Source organism: Mesorhizobium sp. WSM4904, assembly GCF_029674545.1.
Taxonomy (GTDB): Bacteria; Pseudomonadota; Alphaproteobacteria; order Rhizobiales; family Rhizobiaceae; genus Mesorhizobium.
In genome coordinates this window covers 5,554,367-5,573,351 of the sequence record NZ_CP121354.1, presented here as the reverse complement: position 1 = coordinate 5,573,351, position 18,985 = coordinate 5,554,367, and the positions used below count along the sequence as shown (strand labels likewise).

At 65.5% G+C, this 18,985-nt stretch carries 20 protein-coding genes; 12 read left to right on the top strand and 8 right to left on the bottom strand.

Features of this window, described 5'->3' with window-relative positions:
- Nucleotides 1-6: 6 nt before the first annotated feature.
- The 6 genes from QAZ47_RS27095 (at nucleotide 7) to QAZ47_RS27070 (ending at nucleotide 4,335) form a co-directional block, all read left to right on the top strand.
- Nucleotides 7-1,749, top strand: a complete 1,743-nt coding sequence (locus QAZ47_RS27095) for a PAS domain-containing sensor histidine kinase (RefSeq protein ID WP_278233885.1) — start codon at nucleotides 7-9, stop codon at nucleotides 1,747-1,749.
- On the top strand, nucleotides 1,724-2,518 hold the full coding sequence (locus QAZ47_RS27090; RefSeq protein WP_278231399.1) for a peptidoglycan-binding protein: 795 nt from the start codon (nucleotides 1,724-1,726) through the stop codon (nucleotides 2,516-2,518). The genes QAZ47_RS27095 and QAZ47_RS27090 overlap by 26 nt, the downstream gene beginning before the upstream one ends.
- 124 nt (nucleotides 2,519-2,642) lie before the next feature.
- Nucleotides 2,643-2,909, top strand: coding sequence for a type II toxin-antitoxin system ParD family antitoxin (locus QAZ47_RS27085; RefSeq protein ID WP_278073098.1), 267 nt, complete (start codon nucleotides 2,643-2,645; stop codon nucleotides 2,907-2,909).
- A 176-nt stretch (nucleotides 2,910-3,085) separates the two neighbouring features.
- Nucleotides 3,086-3,223, top strand: coding sequence for a hypothetical protein (locus QAZ47_RS32155; RefSeq protein WP_347567166.1), 138 nt, complete (start codon nucleotides 3,086-3,088; stop codon nucleotides 3,221-3,223).
- A 111-nt stretch (nucleotides 3,224-3,334) separates the two neighbouring features.
- Nucleotides 3,335-3,682, top strand: coding sequence for a DUF1491 family protein (locus QAZ47_RS27075; protein ID WP_278203859.1), 348 nt, complete (start codon nucleotides 3,335-3,337; stop codon nucleotides 3,680-3,682).
- Between the two features lie 437 nt (nucleotides 3,683-4,119).
- Nucleotides 4,120-4,335: a hypothetical protein gene (locus QAZ47_RS27070; protein WP_278231398.1), complete on the top strand. Its 216-nt coding sequence runs from the start codon at nucleotides 4,120-4,122 to the stop codon at nucleotides 4,333-4,335.
- Here the strand turns inward: QAZ47_RS27070 and QAZ47_RS27065 are convergent.
- Entirely contained in the window at nucleotides 4,316-5,317 is a 1,002-nt protein-coding gene (locus QAZ47_RS27065; RefSeq protein ID WP_278231397.1) for a DUF2336 domain-containing protein, read from the bottom strand. The genes QAZ47_RS27070 and QAZ47_RS27065 overlap by 20 nt on opposite strands.
- Nucleotides 5,318-5,502: 185 nt before the next feature.
- On the opposite strand from QAZ47_RS27065, the gene QAZ47_RS27060 reads away from it, so the two are divergent.
- On the top strand, nucleotides 5,503-5,691 hold the full coding sequence (locus QAZ47_RS27060; RefSeq protein ID WP_278203856.1) for a hypothetical protein: 189 nt from the start codon (nucleotides 5,503-5,505) through the stop codon (nucleotides 5,689-5,691).
- A gap of 12 nt (nucleotides 5,692-5,703) precedes the next feature.
- Here the strand turns inward: QAZ47_RS27060 and QAZ47_RS27055 are convergent, their stop codons facing one another.
- Nucleotides 5,704-6,252: a DUF1254 domain-containing protein gene (locus QAZ47_RS27055; RefSeq protein WP_278231396.1), complete on the bottom strand. Its 549-nt coding sequence runs from the start codon at nucleotides 6,250-6,252 to the stop codon at nucleotides 5,704-5,706.
- Nucleotides 6,245-6,829 carry a DUF1214 domain-containing protein gene (locus QAZ47_RS27050; protein WP_278203852.1) on the bottom strand — a complete coding sequence of 195 codons (585 nt, stop codon included), beginning with the start codon at nucleotides 6,827-6,829 and terminating at the stop codon, nucleotides 6,245-6,247. The genes QAZ47_RS27055 and QAZ47_RS27050 overlap by 8 nt, the downstream gene beginning before the upstream one ends.
- A gap of 194 nt (nucleotides 6,830-7,023) precedes the next feature.
- Between QAZ47_RS27050 and QAZ47_RS27045 the strand changes: the two genes are divergently transcribed.
- A complete protein-coding gene (locus tag QAZ47_RS27045) occupies nucleotides 7,024-8,145 on the top strand; it encodes a DUF930 domain-containing protein (RefSeq protein ID WP_278233884.1) in 1,122 nt (373 codons plus the stop codon).
- 173 nt (nucleotides 8,146-8,318) lie between these two features.
- Here the strand turns inward: QAZ47_RS27045 and QAZ47_RS27040 are convergent, their stop codons facing one another.
- Nucleotides 8,319-10,475, bottom strand: a complete 2,157-nt coding sequence (locus QAZ47_RS27040; RefSeq protein ID WP_278231395.1) for a penicillin-binding protein 1A — start codon at nucleotides 10,473-10,475, stop codon at nucleotides 8,319-8,321.
- Between the two features lie 158 nt (nucleotides 10,476-10,633).
- The gene (locus QAZ47_RS27035; RefSeq protein WP_278233883.1) at nucleotides 10,634-11,272 is read right to left on the bottom strand and encodes a TetR/AcrR family transcriptional regulator; all 639 of its coding nucleotides are present in this window, start codon (nucleotides 11,270-11,272) and stop codon (nucleotides 10,634-10,636) included.
- A gap of 111 nt (nucleotides 11,273-11,383) precedes the next feature.
- On the opposite strand from QAZ47_RS27035, the gene QAZ47_RS27030 reads away from it, so the two are divergent.
- Nucleotides 11,384-13,795 carry an FAD-dependent oxidoreductase gene (locus QAZ47_RS27030; protein ID WP_278231394.1) on the top strand — a complete coding sequence of 804 codons (2,412 nt, stop codon included), beginning with the start codon at nucleotides 11,384-11,386 and terminating at the stop codon, nucleotides 13,793-13,795.
- A gap of 11 nt (nucleotides 13,796-13,806) precedes the next feature.
- A complete protein-coding gene (locus tag QAZ47_RS27025) occupies nucleotides 13,807-15,360 on the top strand; it encodes a trimethylamine methyltransferase family protein (protein ID WP_278231393.1) in 1,554 nt (517 codons plus the stop codon).
- Between the two features lie 3 nt (nucleotides 15,361-15,363).
- Here QAZ47_RS27025 and QAZ47_RS27020 read toward each other — a convergent pair whose 3' ends face one another.
- Both QAZ47_RS27020 and QAZ47_RS27015 read right to left on the bottom strand, forming a co-directional pair.
- Complete coding sequence (locus tag QAZ47_RS27020; RefSeq protein ID WP_278231392.1) at nucleotides 15,364-15,996, bottom strand: NAD(P)H-binding protein; 633 nt, start codon at nucleotides 15,994-15,996, stop codon at nucleotides 15,364-15,366.
- A 20-nt stretch (nucleotides 15,997-16,016) separates the two neighbouring features.
- Entirely contained in the window at nucleotides 16,017-16,910 is an 894-nt protein-coding gene (locus QAZ47_RS27015) for a class I SAM-dependent methyltransferase (protein WP_278231391.1), read from the bottom strand.
- 134 nt (nucleotides 16,911-17,044) lie between these two features.
- Between QAZ47_RS27015 and QAZ47_RS27010 the strand changes: the two genes are divergently transcribed.
- Both QAZ47_RS27010 and QAZ47_RS27005 read left to right on the top strand, forming a co-directional pair.
- Complete coding sequence (locus tag QAZ47_RS27010) at nucleotides 17,045-17,986, top strand: LysR substrate-binding domain-containing protein (RefSeq protein WP_278231390.1); 942 nt, start codon at nucleotides 17,045-17,047, stop codon at nucleotides 17,984-17,986.
- Nucleotides 17,987-18,055: 69 nt separating this feature from the next.
- Nucleotides 18,056-18,463 carry a DUF3168 domain-containing protein gene (locus QAZ47_RS27005; RefSeq protein ID WP_278231389.1) on the top strand — a complete coding sequence of 136 codons (408 nt, stop codon included), beginning with the start codon at nucleotides 18,056-18,058 and terminating at the stop codon, nucleotides 18,461-18,463.
- Nucleotides 18,464-18,477: 14 nt separating this feature from the next.
- Here the strand turns inward: QAZ47_RS27005 and QAZ47_RS27000 are convergent, their stop codons facing one another.
- Nucleotides 18,478-18,864 (bottom strand): ester cyclase, encoded by a 387-nt coding sequence (locus QAZ47_RS27000; protein ID WP_278231388.1) that lies wholly within the window; start codon nucleotides 18,862-18,864, stop codon nucleotides 18,478-18,480.
- Between the last annotated feature and the right edge of the window lie 121 nt (nucleotides 18,865-18,985).

Here is an 18,985-nt window from a genome sequence, read left to right as displayed (position 1 = left end):
GAACGCATGGTTCACCCGACAGTCACGGGCGAGGCCGAGCGCCTGCGTCAGCGCCGCTTCATCGGCGTCATGCTCGCCGCTCCCTTCCTCGCCGCGGGCGCTGCGGTGACGCTGGTCACCTCCAGCCTCGGCGCGGCCGTGACCGTGGCCGCGATCTTCGCCGCCTTCGGCCTGTGCTGGTTCGCAGCGCTTCTGGTTGCCGCCACCGGCCACATGGCGCTCGCCGGCCGCGCGGCGATCGCGACGGGCGGCCTCGCCCTCGCGGGCGCAATAGCCGCGGCGGGCGGTCTGGCCTCGCCGGTTGCGCTGCTTGCCGTCGCTTTGCCGGTCGAGGCCTGGTGGATCACAGGATCGCGCCGCGCAGCACTTTCGGGCGCGCTGGCGGCACTCGCCGCCCTTCTGCTGCAGCCTTTCGCGAGCCAGTTCCTGCCCCTCGGCGCGACCGGCATCGCCGCCTGGCACTGGCTGCTGCCGCTTGCCTGGGCGCTGACGTTGTTGCCGCGCGCGGCCGTCTTGGCCAACCCGGTCAGCGCGCGCCAGGCAGAGTCCGCGGCCGACCGTCTCGAGGACATCATCGACGCCGTGGTGCTGCGCGTCGGCCGCCAGGGCGAAGTGCTCGACGCCTCGGTCAAGGCGCGTTCCATCCTGAAGCTGGCGCCGGAGCTCCTGCTCGGCACGGGCCTGTTCGAGCGCGTCCATCTTTCCGACCGCGTCGCCTATCTCACCGCACTCGCGGACATGCGTGAGGGCGCCCCGAAGCGCCGGCTCGACCTGCGCATCCGGCTGCCGCGCGACGGCGGCGGCTCGGCCGACAATTTCCGCCCGTTCCGCCTGGAATTGATGCGCGGCGAGCTCGAGCAGGACGTCTTCACCCTCGTGCTTCGTGAGAACGACGACGTCGCGGCGCTACGCGAAGAGCTTGCCTCGGCGAGGGATGCCACGGCCGCTGCCGAAGTGGCCAAGGGCCGTTTCCTGGCGGTAGTCAGCCACGAGTTGCGGACACCGCTCAACGCCATCATCGGCTTCTCCGATATGCTGCTGCACGAGATGTTCGGCGCCTTCCGCGATCCGCGCCAGAAGGAGTATGTCGGTCTAGTCAGGGAGTCCGGCCAGCATCTTCTGTCCGTCGTCACCTCGATCCTCGATGTTTCGCGCATCGAGGCCGGCGCCTATGCCACCGAGCTTGAGCCGTTCCGCTTCGTCGAGGCCGTCGACATGTGCCGCTCGATGATGCGGCCGTTGGCGGAAGCCAAGAGCATTGCGCTCGGCGCGCAGATCGCGCCGGACGCCGGCGAGATCAACGCCGACCGCCGCGCCGTGCAGCAGATCCTGATCAATCTCGTTTCGAACGCGGTGAAGTTCACGCCCGACGGCGGCAGTGTGGTGATCGGCGCCAAGCGCGTCGGCTCGCGGCTGCATTTCTGGGTGAGCGATACCGGCATCGGCATCGCCGAGGAGGATATGGCCAATCTCGGCAAGCCGTTCATGCAGATCCAGAACGACTATACGCGCCGTTTCGAGGGAACCGGGCTCGGCCTGTCGCTGGTCAAGGGCCTTGTGGCGCTGCACGATGGCACGATGTCGATCGAGAGCGCCCCGGGCGAGGGTACGACGGTGACGATCAGCCTGCCGGTGAACGGACCGAAGCGGCGTTCGGGCGCACCGGTCGGCGTGCTTCCGGTGCCGGTTGCAAAGCCGAAGGGGGATGCAAATGGGGACAGCAATGGCTCGCTCCGCAAGACGGCCTAAGGTGGTCGAACCCGAGCGCGGCGCCCTTGCCGAGGGCGCTGTGGCAGTTGGCCAGATGATCTCGCGCAATCCGGTTCTGGTCGGTGGCTCGACCGCCTTCCTGGTGACGCTCTTCTACGTTTCGGCCAACGCGCTCTGGTATCAGCCTTTTCCGCATACCGGCGCCTTCTTCGCCACTAGGAGCATCGAGAATTTTCCGCACGCCGTCTCCGACGAGCCGGAGACCACCATCAACATCGTGAGGCAGGCGCCGGCGCAGCCGGCTCCCAAGCCCGACCCGGTGGTCCAGCAGGTGCAGGGCATATTGAAGGATCTCAATTTCTATGACGGCACGGTCGACGGCCTCACGGGTCCTGCGACGCGGAAAGCCATCCAGGCCTACCAGCTAAAGGTCGGCTTGCCGGCCTCCGGCGAGGTCGACGGCGCGCTGCTCGATCAGCTCGGCGCCAGGCAGACGACCGCGGCCATTCCGCACCCGGCGCCGCGGCCGGCAGACAGCGCAGCCGCGCAGGCCGCCAAACCGGCGGCGATGGCAATTCCGGTCTCCGCCCCGGCCAATGGTGCAACGCAGACGCCCGATGCCCGCATCGTCAAGATCCAGGCTGGCCTGAAGGCCTTCGGCAATGACGATATGCAGCTTGATGGCGTCGTCGGCGCCCGCACCAAGGCGGCGATCAAGGAGTTCCAGGCGCTGTTCGGCCTGCCGGAGACAGGCGAGCCGGACGAAGCGGTCTACGCCAAGATGCGCGAGATCGGCCTGACCAACTGAGCAGGGGTTTTCTTCTGCTGTTGCCAGTGGAAGGCCGACGAGCAGGATGGCGCGTAAAATCTGAGCCAAAGGTATAGCTGACATCTATTGCTAACTGTAGTCCTGTTCAGGCAGGAGGTCGCCAATGCCCAATTACGCCCTTACCGACCACTATGAGAACTTCATTCGCAAGCAGGTCGAATCCGGCCGTTACAACAATGCCAGCGAAGTTGTCCGCGCGGGCCTGCGGATGCTTGAGGATTTCGAGGCGGAGCGGGAGAAATGGCTGCGCGGCGAGATACCGTCCCGTCTTGCCGAGCTTCGGCAGAATCCCGCGAAGGGCATCCCGGCAGACGCCGTTTTCTCCGAGCTGGAAACGCGCCACCGCGCTAAGCTGGCGAAAGCCAAGTAAGGATGGAGCATGAGGTTGTGTTCCATCCTCAGGCGAAGGTCGAGCTAGAAGAGCTTTACGAGCATATTTCGGAGCGCGCTTCGCCCGCTGTTGCATGAAATTTCGTTGCCGGCATTCGCGATCATTGCCGCAGCCTCTCGACATTTCCAGCGCGAGGTACCGAACGGACCGAGATCATGCCGGGTCTGCGTATTGTCGGCTGCCGCCGCACCGTCAGCATCGCCTTTGCCGTCGAGAACGAACGCGTCCTGATTCTAGGCATCTTTTATGGCGGGCGGAACATCACACCGGAGCTGTTCGAAGAGCGGCGGTAAGGAGCTTGGGCCAACCAGTGCGAGCTTGATTTGAGGGGCGCTTTCGGTGATGCCGTTCCTGTCGCTGCCGCAATGCTGTAAGGAGCCGCGCATGTCATCCGGAACCTTGCCATGCGCGTGACCACCGATCTGTGGGTATCGGCTTTGCTGCGCCGTGTCTTCACCGCCGGCGGCTTTGCCGCCGTGGTCAAGCGTGGCGCGACCGAGGCGGGCGCCGTCTTCGTGCTGTCGCGCGGCCGGATGGGGGAGGCGGCTCTCTACGGGCCGGCGCCGCAGACGAGCTACGATTCCGCCAAGCCCGACGAGCGCTTCTTCACCTTGCTCGACTCCGGCGACGATGCTGCGGCATTCGATGCGCGGCTCGAGAAAGAAAAGCGATTCGATCCGGACATCTGGGTGGTCGAGATCGAGGCCGGCTCCGTTCCGGTCGAGGAACTTGTTTCCGTCAAGGCGGAATAGGCCCGGCCTGTTTAGGGATTTGGCGAAACAAATGAGGCAGTTCAGCGCTTCTGCCAAACGCTGAACTGCCCCGAATGTGCGGGAAGGCAACGCGACTGTCAGCGTGCGTGGTCCGACGGCGCCGTCTTGCCCTGATCAACCGACGGTGGGGTCTTTGAGGTGGCCCCCGTCGCCGTCTCCGTCGCAGGCACCGTATGCTCGTCTCCTGACAGGGGACTGCCCTCGCCTGAGACGGAAGTGCCTGGTCGGCCTGGGTTATCTGTGCCGTTCTGGAAAGGCTGGCTCGATGTCGTCAAGCCACCTGCTCCTACGGCAGTGAAAAGGTGATCGGAAGCCGACGCGGAGCCGGCAAACAGCAATGGCGCGGCAAAGAACACAAGTGTTCGCATCATGGATTCTCCAATCATAGTGTTGGGGATTGTTCAGCGTCCCGTCCGATGCCCGACCTTCAGTTGCTGGGAAGGTTTGCAGAAGAGGCGACGCTGTTTGCTGAAGGGGTGATCGCCCTTCATCTCCTCAACGCGGTCCTGCGTCGCTCTATTCCCGAAAAATCGCGAACGGCGGGCGAGGGGATCTTCGCCTCGCGAAAATCCTGCCTCTTCGACGATGCAAAGCAGGCCCAGCGCTGGACGGCTAGGACGCCTTCAGGCTAGCGGCCGTGCCGTCGCTGTTCGACGCCTGGTGCTCGGCGCCTGCCGTCTCGACGGCGTTGCCGCGGATCGCTCGCGACGGCGTTTCGGTTTTCCAGGCCCGTACCTTGTCGAGCGCCGCTTCGCGATGCAGCAGCCGGTAGCGGTCGAGGAACAGACGGATCGCCTGCGGATGCGGGAACTCACCGGGATAGACCGCGACCGCGATCAGGAAGGCTCTGTCCTCACTGAGGTCGAGCGCCTTGAGCGCCGATAGCAGCGCCGTGTAGCTCGACTGCCCGGTCACCAAGCGAGCCGTGGTAAAATCGATGTCGAGCGCATCGGCAAGCGCTGTCTGGAAGAAGGCAGCATTGCCGGTCAGCGCCGTCTCGCGCAGCTTCGCGTAGGTTGGCTCAACGGGGTTGACGGCGACACCTTCGCCGGCGGGGCGCATCATCGAGCGCAGGCGGCGCCGCGCATTGTCCTCGGCTTCGCCTGGGAGCGGTCGCTTGTCCTCGCCGGCCTCGGCGGGCGCCGGTTTCACCGGCGCGAGCTTCGTCACCGTCTCCGGTGGCCGGGTCTTGACCAGCGTCGGCTTCTCCAGCGCGCGGATGAGGTGGGCGATGGTCGCATTGAGCTCTTTGCGGCGGGCGATCGCGCGTGCGTGCGGCAGGCCATGGCGGCCGATCAGCGCGATGAGGTCGATGTCGCTCAGCGCGTTCGAGCGGGTGAGCAGCGGTGCCGCGATCTCGACCGGCTCCTCCGCCAGCCGTCGCACAAGCGCGGCCGGCGCATACTCGCATTCGGAAAGAGCGGCGGCGACATAGCGGCGCGACTCGACCGACACCTCGTCGAACAGCGGCAGCGTCAGATCCTCGAGTTGGGCGATCTCGCGGCGCGAGGGCCGCGTCAGCGAGCAGAAGGCCGACACGGCGGCGCGGAACAGCCTTTCGGCTTTTCCCGCTTCGGTCCGGATAGCGATTTGCCTGAAATCCGAAGATGACACGATACGCCCGACACTCGACACAGACCTGGCCCCGCGCAATCCGGCCAAGCGGGTTTCGCGTCTCCAGGGAACTAAAGATCAAATTAGCCGCGATCCGTTAGCGCTCCGTTAACCCTCTGCCCGCCTTAATCAACTTTGGAGGCGTTGCGTTGTGCTCCGGTCAAACCGAGAGGAATGCGCGAACCATGGGCATGGTCCTGTCTTTTGTGCCGAGAACGGCACCGGTCAATCGAGTAGCTCACGCCACCGATACAGCGGCGGCGGTCATCATCTTCCCCGGCGTCCGCTACGAGCCACAGCCGCAGGTCGGCGCGGCGCGCCCGGACGGTCCCGACAAGCCAGGCTCGCCGCGACCCACCGTTCCGCGCCACTGATCCGTTTTCCGCTCAATAGTCCTGCAGCTCGCAAGCGCTCTGCTCGAGGAAGCGTGAAACGATCGGCTTCCAGCTGTCGTCCGGCACGAAGGCGCGGACGACGAAGATGCCGTCCTCGATAGGCGCCTCGACGAAGATCGCGCCCTGCAATTCCTCCGGAAGATCGCGCCGCACGTCGATCATCTGCGCCGGCGTCAGCACAACGGCATCGAGCTTCTCGCCGTTCGCGTTGTGGTCGTTGAAGGAATAGATGTTGTGGCCGCTGCGGTCATAGACCGAGGCCGACCAGAACGGAACGTCGCCCGGCGCCCGGATCCGCACCAGCCCGTCGGCGAGGTCGAAGCGGCAGGCTGCCGCGTAGAACATGGGGTCGACCGACTTCACCACAGGCGCGCCGCCGGCCTCGGCGTCCAGGCGCGTCATCTTGTAGAGGTCGGAGGCCATCGCCAGCCGCGACCAGGCATCGCGCTCGGAAAATTCCGGCACCAGGAACAGCACCACGATATGCACGATGCCGGCGCCCAGCAGGCCGAGGATGAGCGCGTGCAGCAGGCTACGCATTGCAGCCCGCCTTCAGGATGCGCGGCAGCGTCACGTCGGAAAGCCCGGTGCTGCTCGCGATCGGCGTATCGTAGAAGGTCAGCACGAAATACATCTTGCCGAAGCCGTTGGTGAGCAGCCAATTGCCGGGGGCGGGGCGGTTGCCGACGGCGATGACGACCGAATTATCCGGTTGGCGCAGCACCTCATAGGATTGCAGCGCGGCCCGCCTCGCTTTGCCGGTGTCGATGACGCCGAGCGACTGGTCGGCGGCATAGAGCGTCCAGAACCGGGCCGTCGGGTAGCCGCCTTCAATCGTATAGGCGCATTCGCGTTTCAACGGCTCACCGGTCTCGTCGCGCTCGGCGACGAAGGAGAGTCCCTCGGCCCGACCGAGCGCCAGCACACCCTCACGCGCTATGCGCGCCTTCGAATAGGGATCGGCGGCCTGGGTGCCGATGTCGGGAAAGGCGGTCCATCGGCCGATGCGGATCGCGCCGACGCCGTCCTGCGCGTTTAGTGCGTACCAGACGCTGCCGCCGCCAAGGCCGATGGCTATGGCAAGCGAAAGCAGCGTGAGGAATGCGTTTCTGAGCATGAAGGGCCGGAACAGAGGAGGTTGCTCGGGATATCGCGGCGCGGGCCCCCGTGGCAAGCCGGCTTGCTCCAAGGCGTGGCGATATTCGGGTGAAACCGGCACGCAGCGGCGGCTTCCTCCTGCGTCGCTGCGGGTGGCCGTTCAATCGGTGTCTGTGCTTGAAGCCGCCGCCTTTTCGTTCCACATCGATCGGGATGAAGGGCGAGACGGAAGAACGGCGTTGGAATTTGGCGTGCGCCTTGCCCGCATCGCTGATCCTGCATGCGCTCATAGCGGTATTTCTGGTCTACAGCCTGCCGAGGCCTGCTCAACAGCCGGATCGGGAGCAGCCGGTCAATGTCGCGCTTGTGCCTCCGCCCGAGCAGCCGAAACCGAAGCCTCCGCCCGCGCCGCAGCCAAAGGAGCCCAAGGCCGAAAAGCCGCCGGAACCGAAGGCTGAAAAACCGCCCGAGCAGAAAGTTGAAAAGCCGCCTTTGCCGGAAAAGCAGCCGCCGAAGCCGCCGGCAATCGCGGTGCTGAAGCCCGTTTTTCAGTACGGCGACAAGGATGCTGGCCCGAGGAAATCCCTGGATGGAGGCGGCGATCGAGACAACACGCCTTCGCCGGCCAAGGATAGCGATTCGAAGCCGCCAGCCTTGCCGAAGCCGGTTGAGAACCAATCTGCCGTGCCGGCCGGCGCCGATCAGCAGGCAGATCCAAGCAAGGCTGACGACAAGCCGGCGACCGCCGAGACGGACGCCAACCCCACGCAGAGCGAGGAAAAGCAGGCAGCCCAGAACGCGGACAGACAACAGGCAGACGGGCAAGAGGCAGGAGCGCAAACCGCCGAAAAGCCAAAGCCCAAACCCGCAAATGCGCTGAAGTTCAAGCCTGCCAAGGGCTCGAAGTCCCGAAGCAGGAGCACCGGGACGCCAGGTTCCACAAAAGCCGCCGTTGCTGGATCGCCTACCTATTCGGGTCTTCCTGGTGTCCGAAAGCTCTACTCGCAGGGCGCCACCGGCGATGCACTGGCCACAAGTTCCATGACCGGCGTGCCTCGCGATCAGCGGGTCGCCAACCTTTGCGGCAGCGTCTTGAATCAGGAATTGCAGGACGCCTCTTATTCTCCCAAATGGCTGCCATCTATTCCGCTGAAGGCGGGCAATGTTCTTAGCCCTGCGGAGACCGCCTTCAGCACCACAACCACATGGTACCGCCTAAGCTTCCGGTGCGAAGTCGACACCGATGCGACGAGGGTCCTGTCGTTCAACTTCCGCGTCGGCGCTGAGATCCCAGCCGGCGATTGGGCCCGTCTCAGATTGCCAAGTCTCCGCTAAAGCATGTCTCCCGAAAGTGGGAGCCGGTTTCGGGACAAAGACATGCGCAGGATAAAAAGCATGTCTCCCGAAAGTGGGAGCCGGTTTCGGGACAAAGACATGCGCAGGATAAAAAGCATGTCTCCCGAAAGTGGGAGCCGGTTTCGGGACAAAGGCCTGAGCAAGATCAAAACCTAAAGCGCCGACAGGGTCTCCGGCAGGGTGGGTGCGTCGAGCACGGGTGCGGACTGGAACACCTTGGTCATGTCCCTCAGCGTCTGCGTGGTGCGGCTGGATAGCACCGGCGGGCGCTCGGCCTCGGCCTGCGCCTCGGCATCCGCGGCCTCCTTCTTCGCCGCTTCCTCGGCCTTGGCCGCGACCTCCGGGTCGACGAAAGGATGATCGAGGCCCGGGATCGGCTTCAGGTCGATATTCTGGTGCGCATAGACCATCAGCCGCTGCCATACCATCGCCGGCAGGGAACCGCCGGTCATCTTGTTGGTCGGCGTGAAGTCGTCATTGCCGAGCCAGACGGCGGCCGTGTAGTTGCCGGTGAAGCCGACGAACCAGGCGTCGCGGTACGATTGTGTGGTGCCGGTCTTGCCGGCGACGACGATGTTGGGAAGCTGGGCGCGTCGTGCCGTGCCGATCACCGGCACCGCAGCCAGCATGGTATTCATGTATTTCAGCGCCTGTTCCGACAGCACCCGGTGCGGGGGCGGCGCGTCCTTGGTCCAGTCATAGACCACGTCGCCGGTGCGGGTGACGAGCTGGGTGATGCCGTGCCTGGAGCCGACAAAGCCGTTCTGGGCAAAGACGCTGTAGCCCGTCGCCTGGTCCATCACCGTCATGAGGGACGTGCCGAGCACCATGGTCTTGTGCGATTCCAGCGGCGATTCGACACCCATCGATTCGGCCATCGCCTTGATCGGGGCGATGCCGAGATGATCCTTGGCGAGCCGCACCGGCACCGTGTTGATCGACTTGGCGATCGCGGTCAGCAGCGTGACATTGCCGGCCGATCCGCCGCTATAGTTATGCGGCGACCAGTTGCCCCAGGAGATCGGACCGCCGGAAACCACGGAATCCGGCGTAAAGCCATGCTCCATCGCGGTGGCGTAGACATAGGGCTTGAAGGACGAGCCGGTCTGGCGCAGCGCCTTGGTCGCACGGTTGAACTGGCTGGCGCCATAGTCGCGGCCCCCGACGATGGCGCGCACCGCGCCATTGGTCTCGATCACCACCACCGCGCCCTCGGTGACGTTGTATTCCTTGCCGAACTGGCGGAGGTGGAACTCGACCGATTCTTCCGCCGCCTTCTGGATGTTGGCGTCGAAGGTCGTATGCGCGACCAGCGAATGCTGGCCGGGCTTGGCGATTTTCTTCACCTCGTCGAAGGCCCAGTCGAGGAAATAGTCGGGGCTCTGCTTCTCGCCGCGGTCGACGACGTCGGCCGGATGGAGCCGCGCCTGCAGCACCTGGCCCTCGGTCATGAAGCCGGCGTCGACCAGATTGGAAAGCACCACATTGGCGCGCGCGCGTGCCGCCGGCAGGTTGATGTGCGGGGCGTATTTGGTCGGCGCCTTGAACAGGCCGGCCAGCATCGCCGCCTCGGCGAGGTTCAGGTCCTTGACGCTTTTGCCGAAATAGAAATCCGCCGCCGCCTCGATGCCGAACGTGCCGCCGCCCATATAGGCGCGGTCGAGATAGAGCTGCAGGATCTCCTTCTTGGAGAGGTTCGCCTCCAGCCACAGCGAGAGAAACGCTTCCTTGATCTTGCGCTCCAAGGTGCGCTCGTTGGAAAGGAACAGGTTCTTGGCGAGCTGCTGCGTGATGCTGGAGCCGCCCTGGACCACCGAATTGGCGCGCACATTCTCGAAGATGGCGCGCGACAGGCCGAGGACGTCGATGCCGTAATGATCGAAGAACCGCCGGTCCTCTGTCGCCAGCACCGCCTTGATGACGATGTCCGGCATCTCGTCGACCGGCACTGAATCGCGCTGGATGATGCCGCGCTGGCCGATCTCATTGCCGTAGCGGTCGAGGAAGGTGACGGCGAAATCGCCCTGGTTGCGCCAGTCGCCGGCGGTGATCTCGAAGGCGGGCATGGCCAGCGCCAACAGCACCACGAAGCCGCCGGCGCCCATGGTGAAGCCCTCGCTCAGCACCTCGATGATGGCGCGCCGCCAGCCATGCAGGCGAAAGCGGCGGGAAAAGATGGTGGCTGCTTCCCAGAATTCGCGCGCCTTGAAGCCGATTTCATAAAGCGAGGAATCGAGCCATGCGTCGACCGCAAGAGCCGCTGAGGCGATCCGGCCTCTTCTCTTGCGTGGTTTCGAAGGACTTGCCATTCCAGACTTCCGCCCCAACGCGCTTTCGACCGAAACCGCGTGAACGGTTTCGGGCGCCACCCCTGCACGACTAATCAACCATTTTATCACCGCTCACAAGGGCAGCGAAGCCACACCCAGGCTTTGTTGAACGCCAAGGTTGATACTTCGCGGCGATATCACCGCGCTGCGATGAAGCGCATGAAATGCGCCACATCGGCCTCGGTCGGCTCCTGGCCGGTGAAGGAGCGCAGATAGGCGGCGAGATGGCTGACGCGGGCCTCGACCGGCTCCTTGAGGTCGAGCACGTAGTAGCCGATCTGCATGTAATAGAGGACGCGGGCGCGGATGAAGGCGTCCTCGTCGTCGTAGCCGTGCCGGCGGTACATGTCGCGGATGGCGCTGAGGCGCTCGTCGTCCGCCTGGTCGATCATGCGCCGCACATCGTCCGAGCGTCTTGCCCATTCGCGCACGGCGAAGTCGAGCCTCGGGTCGAACAAGCGCTCGTCGGCCCAGCATTCGAACACGTTCATCACGCCCATGATGATGGTTTCGGCAGGGCGCCGGGCGCGCTCGACGATCGCCGTGGTGTTGGTGTCGTGCCAGTGCTTGAGCAACTGGTCGAGCAGGTCCTGCCTGCTTTCGAAATACCAGTAGAAGCTCGAGCGCGACACGCCGAGCTTCTGACCGAGCGTAAGCACGCGCACGCTCTCGATGCCGTCCGAGATCAGCGTCTGCAACGCGAGATTGATCCAGTCCCAGCGCGTGACCTTGATGTTTCCGGGCGTCGGTTCGGCCTGGGGAGCGGCGATGATCATGGCCGCACAATAGGCATGGCGCGAAGCCGCGCGCAAGCTCTGGACAGAAGTGTCTAGACATGTATGTCCAGTCTGTATATCTTAGAGCCTTCAACGAGAGGGAGAGAGCTCGTGAAGTCGCATTATCGCGCGGTCGTCATCGGAGGAGGCGTGGTCGGCGCCTCGGTGCTCTACCACCTGACGAGGTTCGGCTGGAACGACGTGGCGCTCATCGAGCGCGCCGAGCTGACGGCCGGTTCGACCTGGCATGCGGCCGCCGGCTTCCACGCGCTCAATGCCGATCCCAACGTCGCGGCGCTGCAGGACTACACGATCAAGCTCTATCGCGAGATCGAGGCCGAGTCCGGCCAGAATGCCGGCCTGCACATGACCGGCGGCGTCAACATGGCGAGCGACCCGCAGCGCTGGGAATGGCTGAAATCGGCCTGGGCGGTGTTCCAGTCGGTCGGTATCGAGACGGCCCGCTTGGTGACGCCCGATGAGATCAAGGAGATCTGCCCGATCGTCGATGTCAGCGACGTGCTGGGCGGCCTCTACGATTCCAACGAAGGCCATCTCGACCCCTATGGCACGACGCACGCCTATGCCGGCGCCGCGAAGAAGCGTGGCGCCGACGTGATTCTGCGCAACCGCGTCGTCGAGCTGAAGCAGCGTGCCGGCGGCGGCTGGGATGTCGTCACCGAAAAGGGCACGATCGTCGCCGAGCATGTCGTCAATGCCGGTGGGCTCTGGGCCAAGCAAGTCGGGCTGATGGCTGGCGTCGACCTGCCGGTGACGCCGATGGAGCACCATTATTTCGTCACCGAGGACATTCCCGAGGTCGCGGCCCTCGACAAGGAGCTCGGCCTCGCCGTCGACCTCGACGGCTTCTCCTATCTGCGGCAGGAGCGGAAGGGCGTGCTGCTCGGCGTCTACGAGCAGAACCCGAAACACTGGAACATGGACGGCGCGCCCTGGGACTACGGCATCGAGCTGATCCCCGAGGACATCGATCGCATCAGCCCGGAGCTTTCCAAGGCCTATCAGCGTTTCCCCTGCCTGGCCAAGGCCGGCATCCGCAAATGGGTGAACGGTGCCTTCACCTTCACGCCGGACGGCAACCCGCTGGTCGGTCCGGTCAGGGGCTTACGCAACTACTGGGTCGCCTGTGGCGTCATGGCCGGCTTCAGCCAGGGCGGCGGCGTCGGCAAGTCGCTGGCCGAATGGATGATCCATGGCGAGCCGCAGGCCGACATCTTCGGCATGGACATCGCCCGCTACGGCGCGTTCGCCGCCAACCGCGAGTATCTCAGGCAGACCACGCGCCAGTTCTACGCCCGCCGCTTCGTCATGACCTTCCCCAACGAGCGCCTACCGGCGGGCCGGCCGCTGAAGCGCCCCGGCGCCTATGACGGCATGAGCGCCGCCGGCTGCGAGTGGACGGCATCCTGGGGGCTGGAAATCCCGGCGTATTTCGCGCCGATGGGTTTTCGCGAGGAGACGACGCTGAAGCGCTCGAACGCCTTCGACATCGTCGGCGACGAGGTCCTGCAGGTGCGCCGCGCCGCCGGCCTCGTCGATACCACGGCCTTCTCGCGTTACGCCGTGTCGGGACCGGGCGCCGAGGCCTGGCTAGACCGGCTGTTCGCCTGCAAGCTGCCGAAGCCCGGCCGCGCGAAGCTGGCGCCGATGCTTGGGTCTGACGGCAGGCTGAAGGGCGATCTCACCGTTCTCAACTGGGGCGGGGAAGAATACTGGATCATGGGGTCCTACTACCTGCGCGAATTCCACATGCGCTGGTTCGAGGCGCATATGGCGGACGGCGTTTCCGTCACCGACATCTCGGACACGGTGTCCGGCTTTCTAGTCACCGGACCCAACGCACGCAGGATCGTCGAACGCACCACGCATCAGGACGTATCCGCCAAGACCTTGCCGTTCATGGCCTGCGGCGCGTTCGACATCGGCATGGTGCGCGCCCGGATCGCGCGGCTGTCGATCGCCGGCGAGCTCGGCTTCGAGATCAACTGCCCGGCCGCCCTGCATGCGACCCTTCGCGAGACGCTGCTTGCCGCCGGCGAGGATCTCGGTCTCGCCGAGATCGGCTATTACGCGCTCAACGCGCTTCGCCTGGAAAAGAGCTTCGGCATCTGGTCGCGCGAGTTCACGCAAGGCTACACGCCAGGACAGACAGGCCTCGACCGCTTCATCGCCTTCGACAAGGGCGACTTCATCGGCCGTGAAGCGGCGTTGAAAGAGCGCAAGGCCGGAGTTTCGCAACGGATCGTGACAGTTGAGGTCGACGCCGTCGATGCCGACGCCAGCGGCTTCGAGCCGGTCTGGCGCAAGGGTCGGCGCGTCGGCTTCGTCACTTCCGGCGGCTATGGCTATACCGTCGGCAAGAGCGTCGCCCTGGCGTTGGTGGATGACGAATTCGCCGGGGAGGGAACCGAGCTTTCCGTACACATTGTCGGCGTCGAACGGCCGGCGCGCGTCATCGCGGCCTCGCCCTATGACCCCAAGGGCGAGGCAATGCGGCAATAGGAGGATTGGGCATGATTGACGAGGCCGCACGCGACCTGAGGCGAGAACGCCGGCGCGGACGCAATGGCGAGGCGGGCAGCGAATCCGGCCGTCGCCCGAACTACCGTTCGCTGAAGAACCCGTTCCTGCCGCAGCCCGTCTTTTCCGACGATCAGGTCGCCGCGATCCACGATACGGCGCTGAGAGTACTGGAGGAGCTCGGCATCAAGGTGCTGCTGCCGGAGGCGCGCGGCATTCTTGCCAAGGCTGGCGCCCTGGTCGACGAGGACAGCCAGATGGTGAGGATTGGCCGCGACATGGTCGATGCGGCCCTGGCTTCCGCGCCGCGCTCGATCCCTGCCTATGGCGGCGACCGCTCCCGCGATCTTGCGCTGGAGCTCGGCACGATGGCGTTCCTCGCCGGGTCCGGTGCGCCCAACGTCACCGATCTCGAACGCGGCCGCCGGCCGGGCACGCTGGCCGCCTTCGAGGAATTCATGAAGCTGCTGCAGCATTTCGACGTGCTGCATATGCTCGGTCCCTGCATCGAGCCGCAGGACGTCGACACGCGCTTTCGCCACTATGCAACCGGCCGGGCGCAGCTCACTTTGTCAGACAAGCTCCCCTTCGTCTTCGCGCGCGGCACGCCGCAGGTCGAGGACAGCTTCGAGATGGTCCGTCTGGCGCGCGGTCTCTCGGAGGACGAGTTCCGCAGCGGCGCCTATTGCTACACGGTCATCAACACCAACTCGCCGCGCCAGCTCGACATCCCGATGGCGCAGGGCATCATCGACTTCGCCAAGGCCGGCCAGGTTTCGATCATCACGCCCTTCTGCCTGGCCGGCGCCATGGCGCCGATCACGGTCGCCGGCGCGCTGACGCTGCAGCACGCGGAGGCGCTGGCCGGATTGACGCTGGCGCAGATCGTGCGTCCCGGCGCGCCGGTGGTCTATGGCTCCTTTTCCTCCAACGTCGACATGAAGTCGGGCGCGCCGGCCTTCGGTACGCCGGAGCACATCAAGGCGACCTTGGGCGCCGGCCAGTTGGCGCGCTTCACCGGCCTGCCCTGGCGCTCGGGCGGCGGCAGCGCCGCCAACATCTCCGACGCGCAGGCGGCGCATGAAACACAGTTCGCGCTGTGGGGCTCGGTGCTTGCCGGCGCCACCGTCTGCATCCATGCCGCCGGCTGGCTGGAGGGCGGCCTGAGCGTCTCCTTTGAAAAGCTGATCACCGACATCGAGGCCTTGCAGACGATCGCTGAGCTTTGCGCGAAGACGCCGGGCGACGCCGACGCCATCGGCTTCGACGCCATCGCCGAGGTGCAGCCCGGCGGTCATTTCTTCTCGGCGGCTCACACCATGACGCGCTACCGCACCGCCTTCTACGAGCCGCTGGTCGCCGACTGGTCGAATTTCGGCAACTGGACGCAGTCAGGCGGCAAGACCGCGACCGAGCGCGCCACCGGCATCTGGAAGCGGATTCTTTCCGACTTTCAGCCGCCGCAATCCGCCGCCGCCACCGCCGGTGTGCTCGACGAGTTCATCGCGCGGCGCACCGAAGAGGGCGGCGCCGCGCCGGTGTCGTGAACATCAAGGCAGCAGGGCAACCGCCTTACGCGAATATGTGGTGTCGCCGACCTGGGCAAGCATGAAGGCCGCGACGTCTGCGCGCGCCAGTGTCGGCAGCAGCGAATTGGCCCGAATGCCGTTGCCGTGGCGGAACGCGCCGGTTGCCGGGCCGTTGCCGAGCCTTGGCGGCCGCACGATCGTCCAGTCGAGGCCGGACTGCGCGATGAGCCTTTCCTTCGCTTCGTGATCCGCCACCTCATGGCGCAGCACGAGCGGCGCGACGATGCCGCCGAGCAGCGGGCCCAGTTGCCGGCGGCCGTCGCGGACGCCAAGGAAGGACAGGTAGACGAGCCGGCCCGGCCCGCTCCGCTGCATCGCCTCGACGATGAAGCCGATGCCGGCAATCACCGCGCCATCGTGCCTCAGCGGTACGCCGACGCCGAGGCAGCTCAGCACCGCATCGTGACCGGCAATCGCGCCCTCCACCGCTTTGCGGTCGGCGACGTCTCCGACGATAACGCTCAGATGCTCGTGGCTGACGGCGAGCTTGCCGGGCGCGCGGACGAAGGCGCTCACCAGATGACCTTCCGCCAGCGCCGCCGAGACGAGGACGCGGCCCGTCGCGCCCGAGGCGCCAAAGATCAGCAATCTCATCGCCAGCCTCCCGATCATCGTCAGCTAGGCTTGCGCCCGGCGACAAAAGCGACCGGTGCTCCAGCGGGGCCAGGCAGCAGCCTCGTGTCGGCATAACCGCATCGCTCGACCAGCGCCTGTGCCGCGCCTTTCTCGAAAACGGTGCCGCCCCACATTGCGGTGCGGAAGCTGGCCAGCGCCTCTCCCAGCGCATCCGGCCCGGGATTTATCATCGCCAGCAGCAGCCAGCCGCCGGGTTTCAAGGCCGCCAGACAGCGCGGGACGATCGCCCTGACATGCGCTTCCGGAATGAAGGCGCTTGGCACGAAGGCGAGATCGAACATTTCTTCGAGGGCGATCTCCTGGCCGAAACCGATGCGCAGTGCGATGCGGTCCGCGAACCCGGCCGCCCTGACATTGGCGTGCGCCTGGGCGATGGCGTCGGGCGCCGGATCGATGCCGACCGCCCACAGTTCCGGCCACTCCCACAACATCGATATCGACAGCGCCCCGACGCCGACGCCGATATCGAGAAAGGCGGCGCCCGGCGCCTCGAGCCGCTCCTGCAGGCCGGCAAGCTGCGGCGCGATCGATCGCTTCAGCAGCGCTGGGAAGCCGGTGGAAACGTCGCCCAGGGCCTGCCGCAGATTTGCTTCCATGGTTTCGGCGCTGGCGGAGGGCGCCGACAGCAGCTTGCTCCCCGACAAGAGTTCGACCTTGATGCTGGCCAGCACCGGCAAAAGCTCGGCGGCGCTGGCGTCGGCAACAATGTCGGATATGCCGAGGCAGCCGAGCACGGCTTCGATGCGGTGGGCGGCTTCGTCCTCCAGCGCCGTGCCATGGAGCCGTGTCTCCAGCGCAAGGCCGAGCGCTGCCAGCGCGTTTGCCGATGCCGCGTGCCGCGCCACCACTGCTCGCAGGTTCTCCATGCCCATGGCTTGCTCCTCTGACTGCGGATTCTGCCAGAGTCTCGCGCGGGCGGCCCGGTCCGACCATTGCCGATTTTCGCGCAAGCCTGTGCAAATCCGCACAGGCGTCCGGCGACGAGTTGGTCTAGAATGCGCCGGCGATGACAATCGGCGAACCGGACTGGAACGATCTGCGCTATTTCCTCGCCGCCGCGCGGGCGGGAACGCTGTCCGGCGCGGCGCGCGCCTTAGGCGTGCGGCACACCACAATCAGCCGGCGCCTGGCGGCCCTCGAAGCCGCGCTCGGGGCCTCGCTGGTCCTGCGCGGGCCGCAGGGCCTCGAGGTGACGCCGCTCGGCCTGAGATTGCTGCCGCTCGGCGAGGATCTGGAACGCGCCGTCGAGGCGATGACCGCGCTGGTCCGGTCGGGCACGCGCCGCGTCAGGCTCGCGTTGCCTACCGGGTTCAGCCCCTTCTTTGCCGAACGCATGGCGGCTTTCCGCAAGGCCTGTCCCGACATCGGCCTCGAATTGACCAGCGGCAGCCGCCCCGTCGATCTCCAGCATGGCGAGGCCGACCTCGCGGTCAGGATTGGGCCTGTGGCCGATGAAACGCTGGTCGCGCGCAGGCTTTGCGAATCGGGCTGGTCGCTCTACGCATCCCGAACCTATCTCGATCGCCATCCGATGCCGATCGATCCGCGTCGGCTCACCGGGCACGAAATCATCGGCTTTCACGAGAGTCTCGTCGGCGTGCCCGGTGCCCGCTGGGTCGAAGCCTATGGCAAGGGCGCGATGATCGTGTTTCGCGTTGCGGAAATGACCGAGATGCTGGCGGCGGCGCTGGCCGGCGCCGGGCTGGCCGTGATGCCCTGCATGCTGGCGGAACCGGAGCCGCGAATGATGCGGCTCACCCCCGATATTCTCGGCAGCCACCCGGTTTCGCTTGTCTATCGCCGCGACATCGGTGATGAAGCGCCGGTGCGCGCCGTGATCCGTTTCGTGATCGCCGTGATCAAGGACCATGCGGCGATGATCGGCGGTGAGCCGCGCCGACCTCCCGAAAGCGGTCGCGGATCAAGCGCCGTTGCTCTGGCGAAGTGAGGGCAACGCGGTTACGGTGCGCGCGAAACTGCCGGCGTTCAGGGCTTATCAGGCGAACGGAGACGATAGATGACGGCGCCTGGCGATTTGATGCAGGCCTTGTTCCTGCGGCTAAAGACCGACGCGTCGCTGTCGGCGCTGCTCGGCGGCGCCGGCCTGCTCGAGCGTGCCAACGACAAGGCCGCTTTTCCCAACGTGACCTACGGTCGCACCAGCGCCTTCGACCTCGAAACCGGCGCCGACAACGACAATGATCAGCTCATCACGCTGCATGTCTGGTCGAAGGCTCAAGGGGAGGCCGAGGTTCGTCTCATCATGGACAGCATCAGGGCACGCCTCGACGGTGCGGCGCTCTCCATCGGCCAGCGCGGCCAGACCCGTCTGTCGCTGGAATTCGCCGAGGCGCGCTATGACGAGGACTTGGCGGTCCACCACGGGCTGCTGCGCTTTCGCGCGCTGACGCAAGAGGATGCCTGAAGCACCAATCTACCCTAAAGCTGGGCCTGGATGGCGACCTTGTCGATGACCGACCAGACCTCGCGAATCCGCCCGTCCTGGAACTCATAAAAGACGTTCTCGGCGAAGGAGACGCGCTTGCCGTTCACCCGCAGGCCGAACAGGACGCCCTTGGGCCTGCAGTCGAAATGCAGGCGGGCCGCCACGCGCGGCGGCTCCGATACCAGAAGCTCGATGTTGAAACGCAGATCGGGAATGGACTCGAAATCGCCTTCCAGCATGCGGCGATAGCCCGAAAGCCCGATCGTCTCGCCGTTATATTGCACCTCTTCGCCGACGAAGCGGCCGAGATTGTTCCAGTCCTGTTCGTTGAGGCAGGCGATATAGCCCTTGTAACGATCTGCAAGGTCCTCGCTCGTCACGGCATTCTCCCATGGTCGTCCAGCTTCGGGTCATCCAGCTTTTCGGCGCTAACTAGAGCACAATCGCGCACGCGAAAACCGTAGCCGCGCCGGTGATTTTCCGGCTATGAATTTCGAAGTC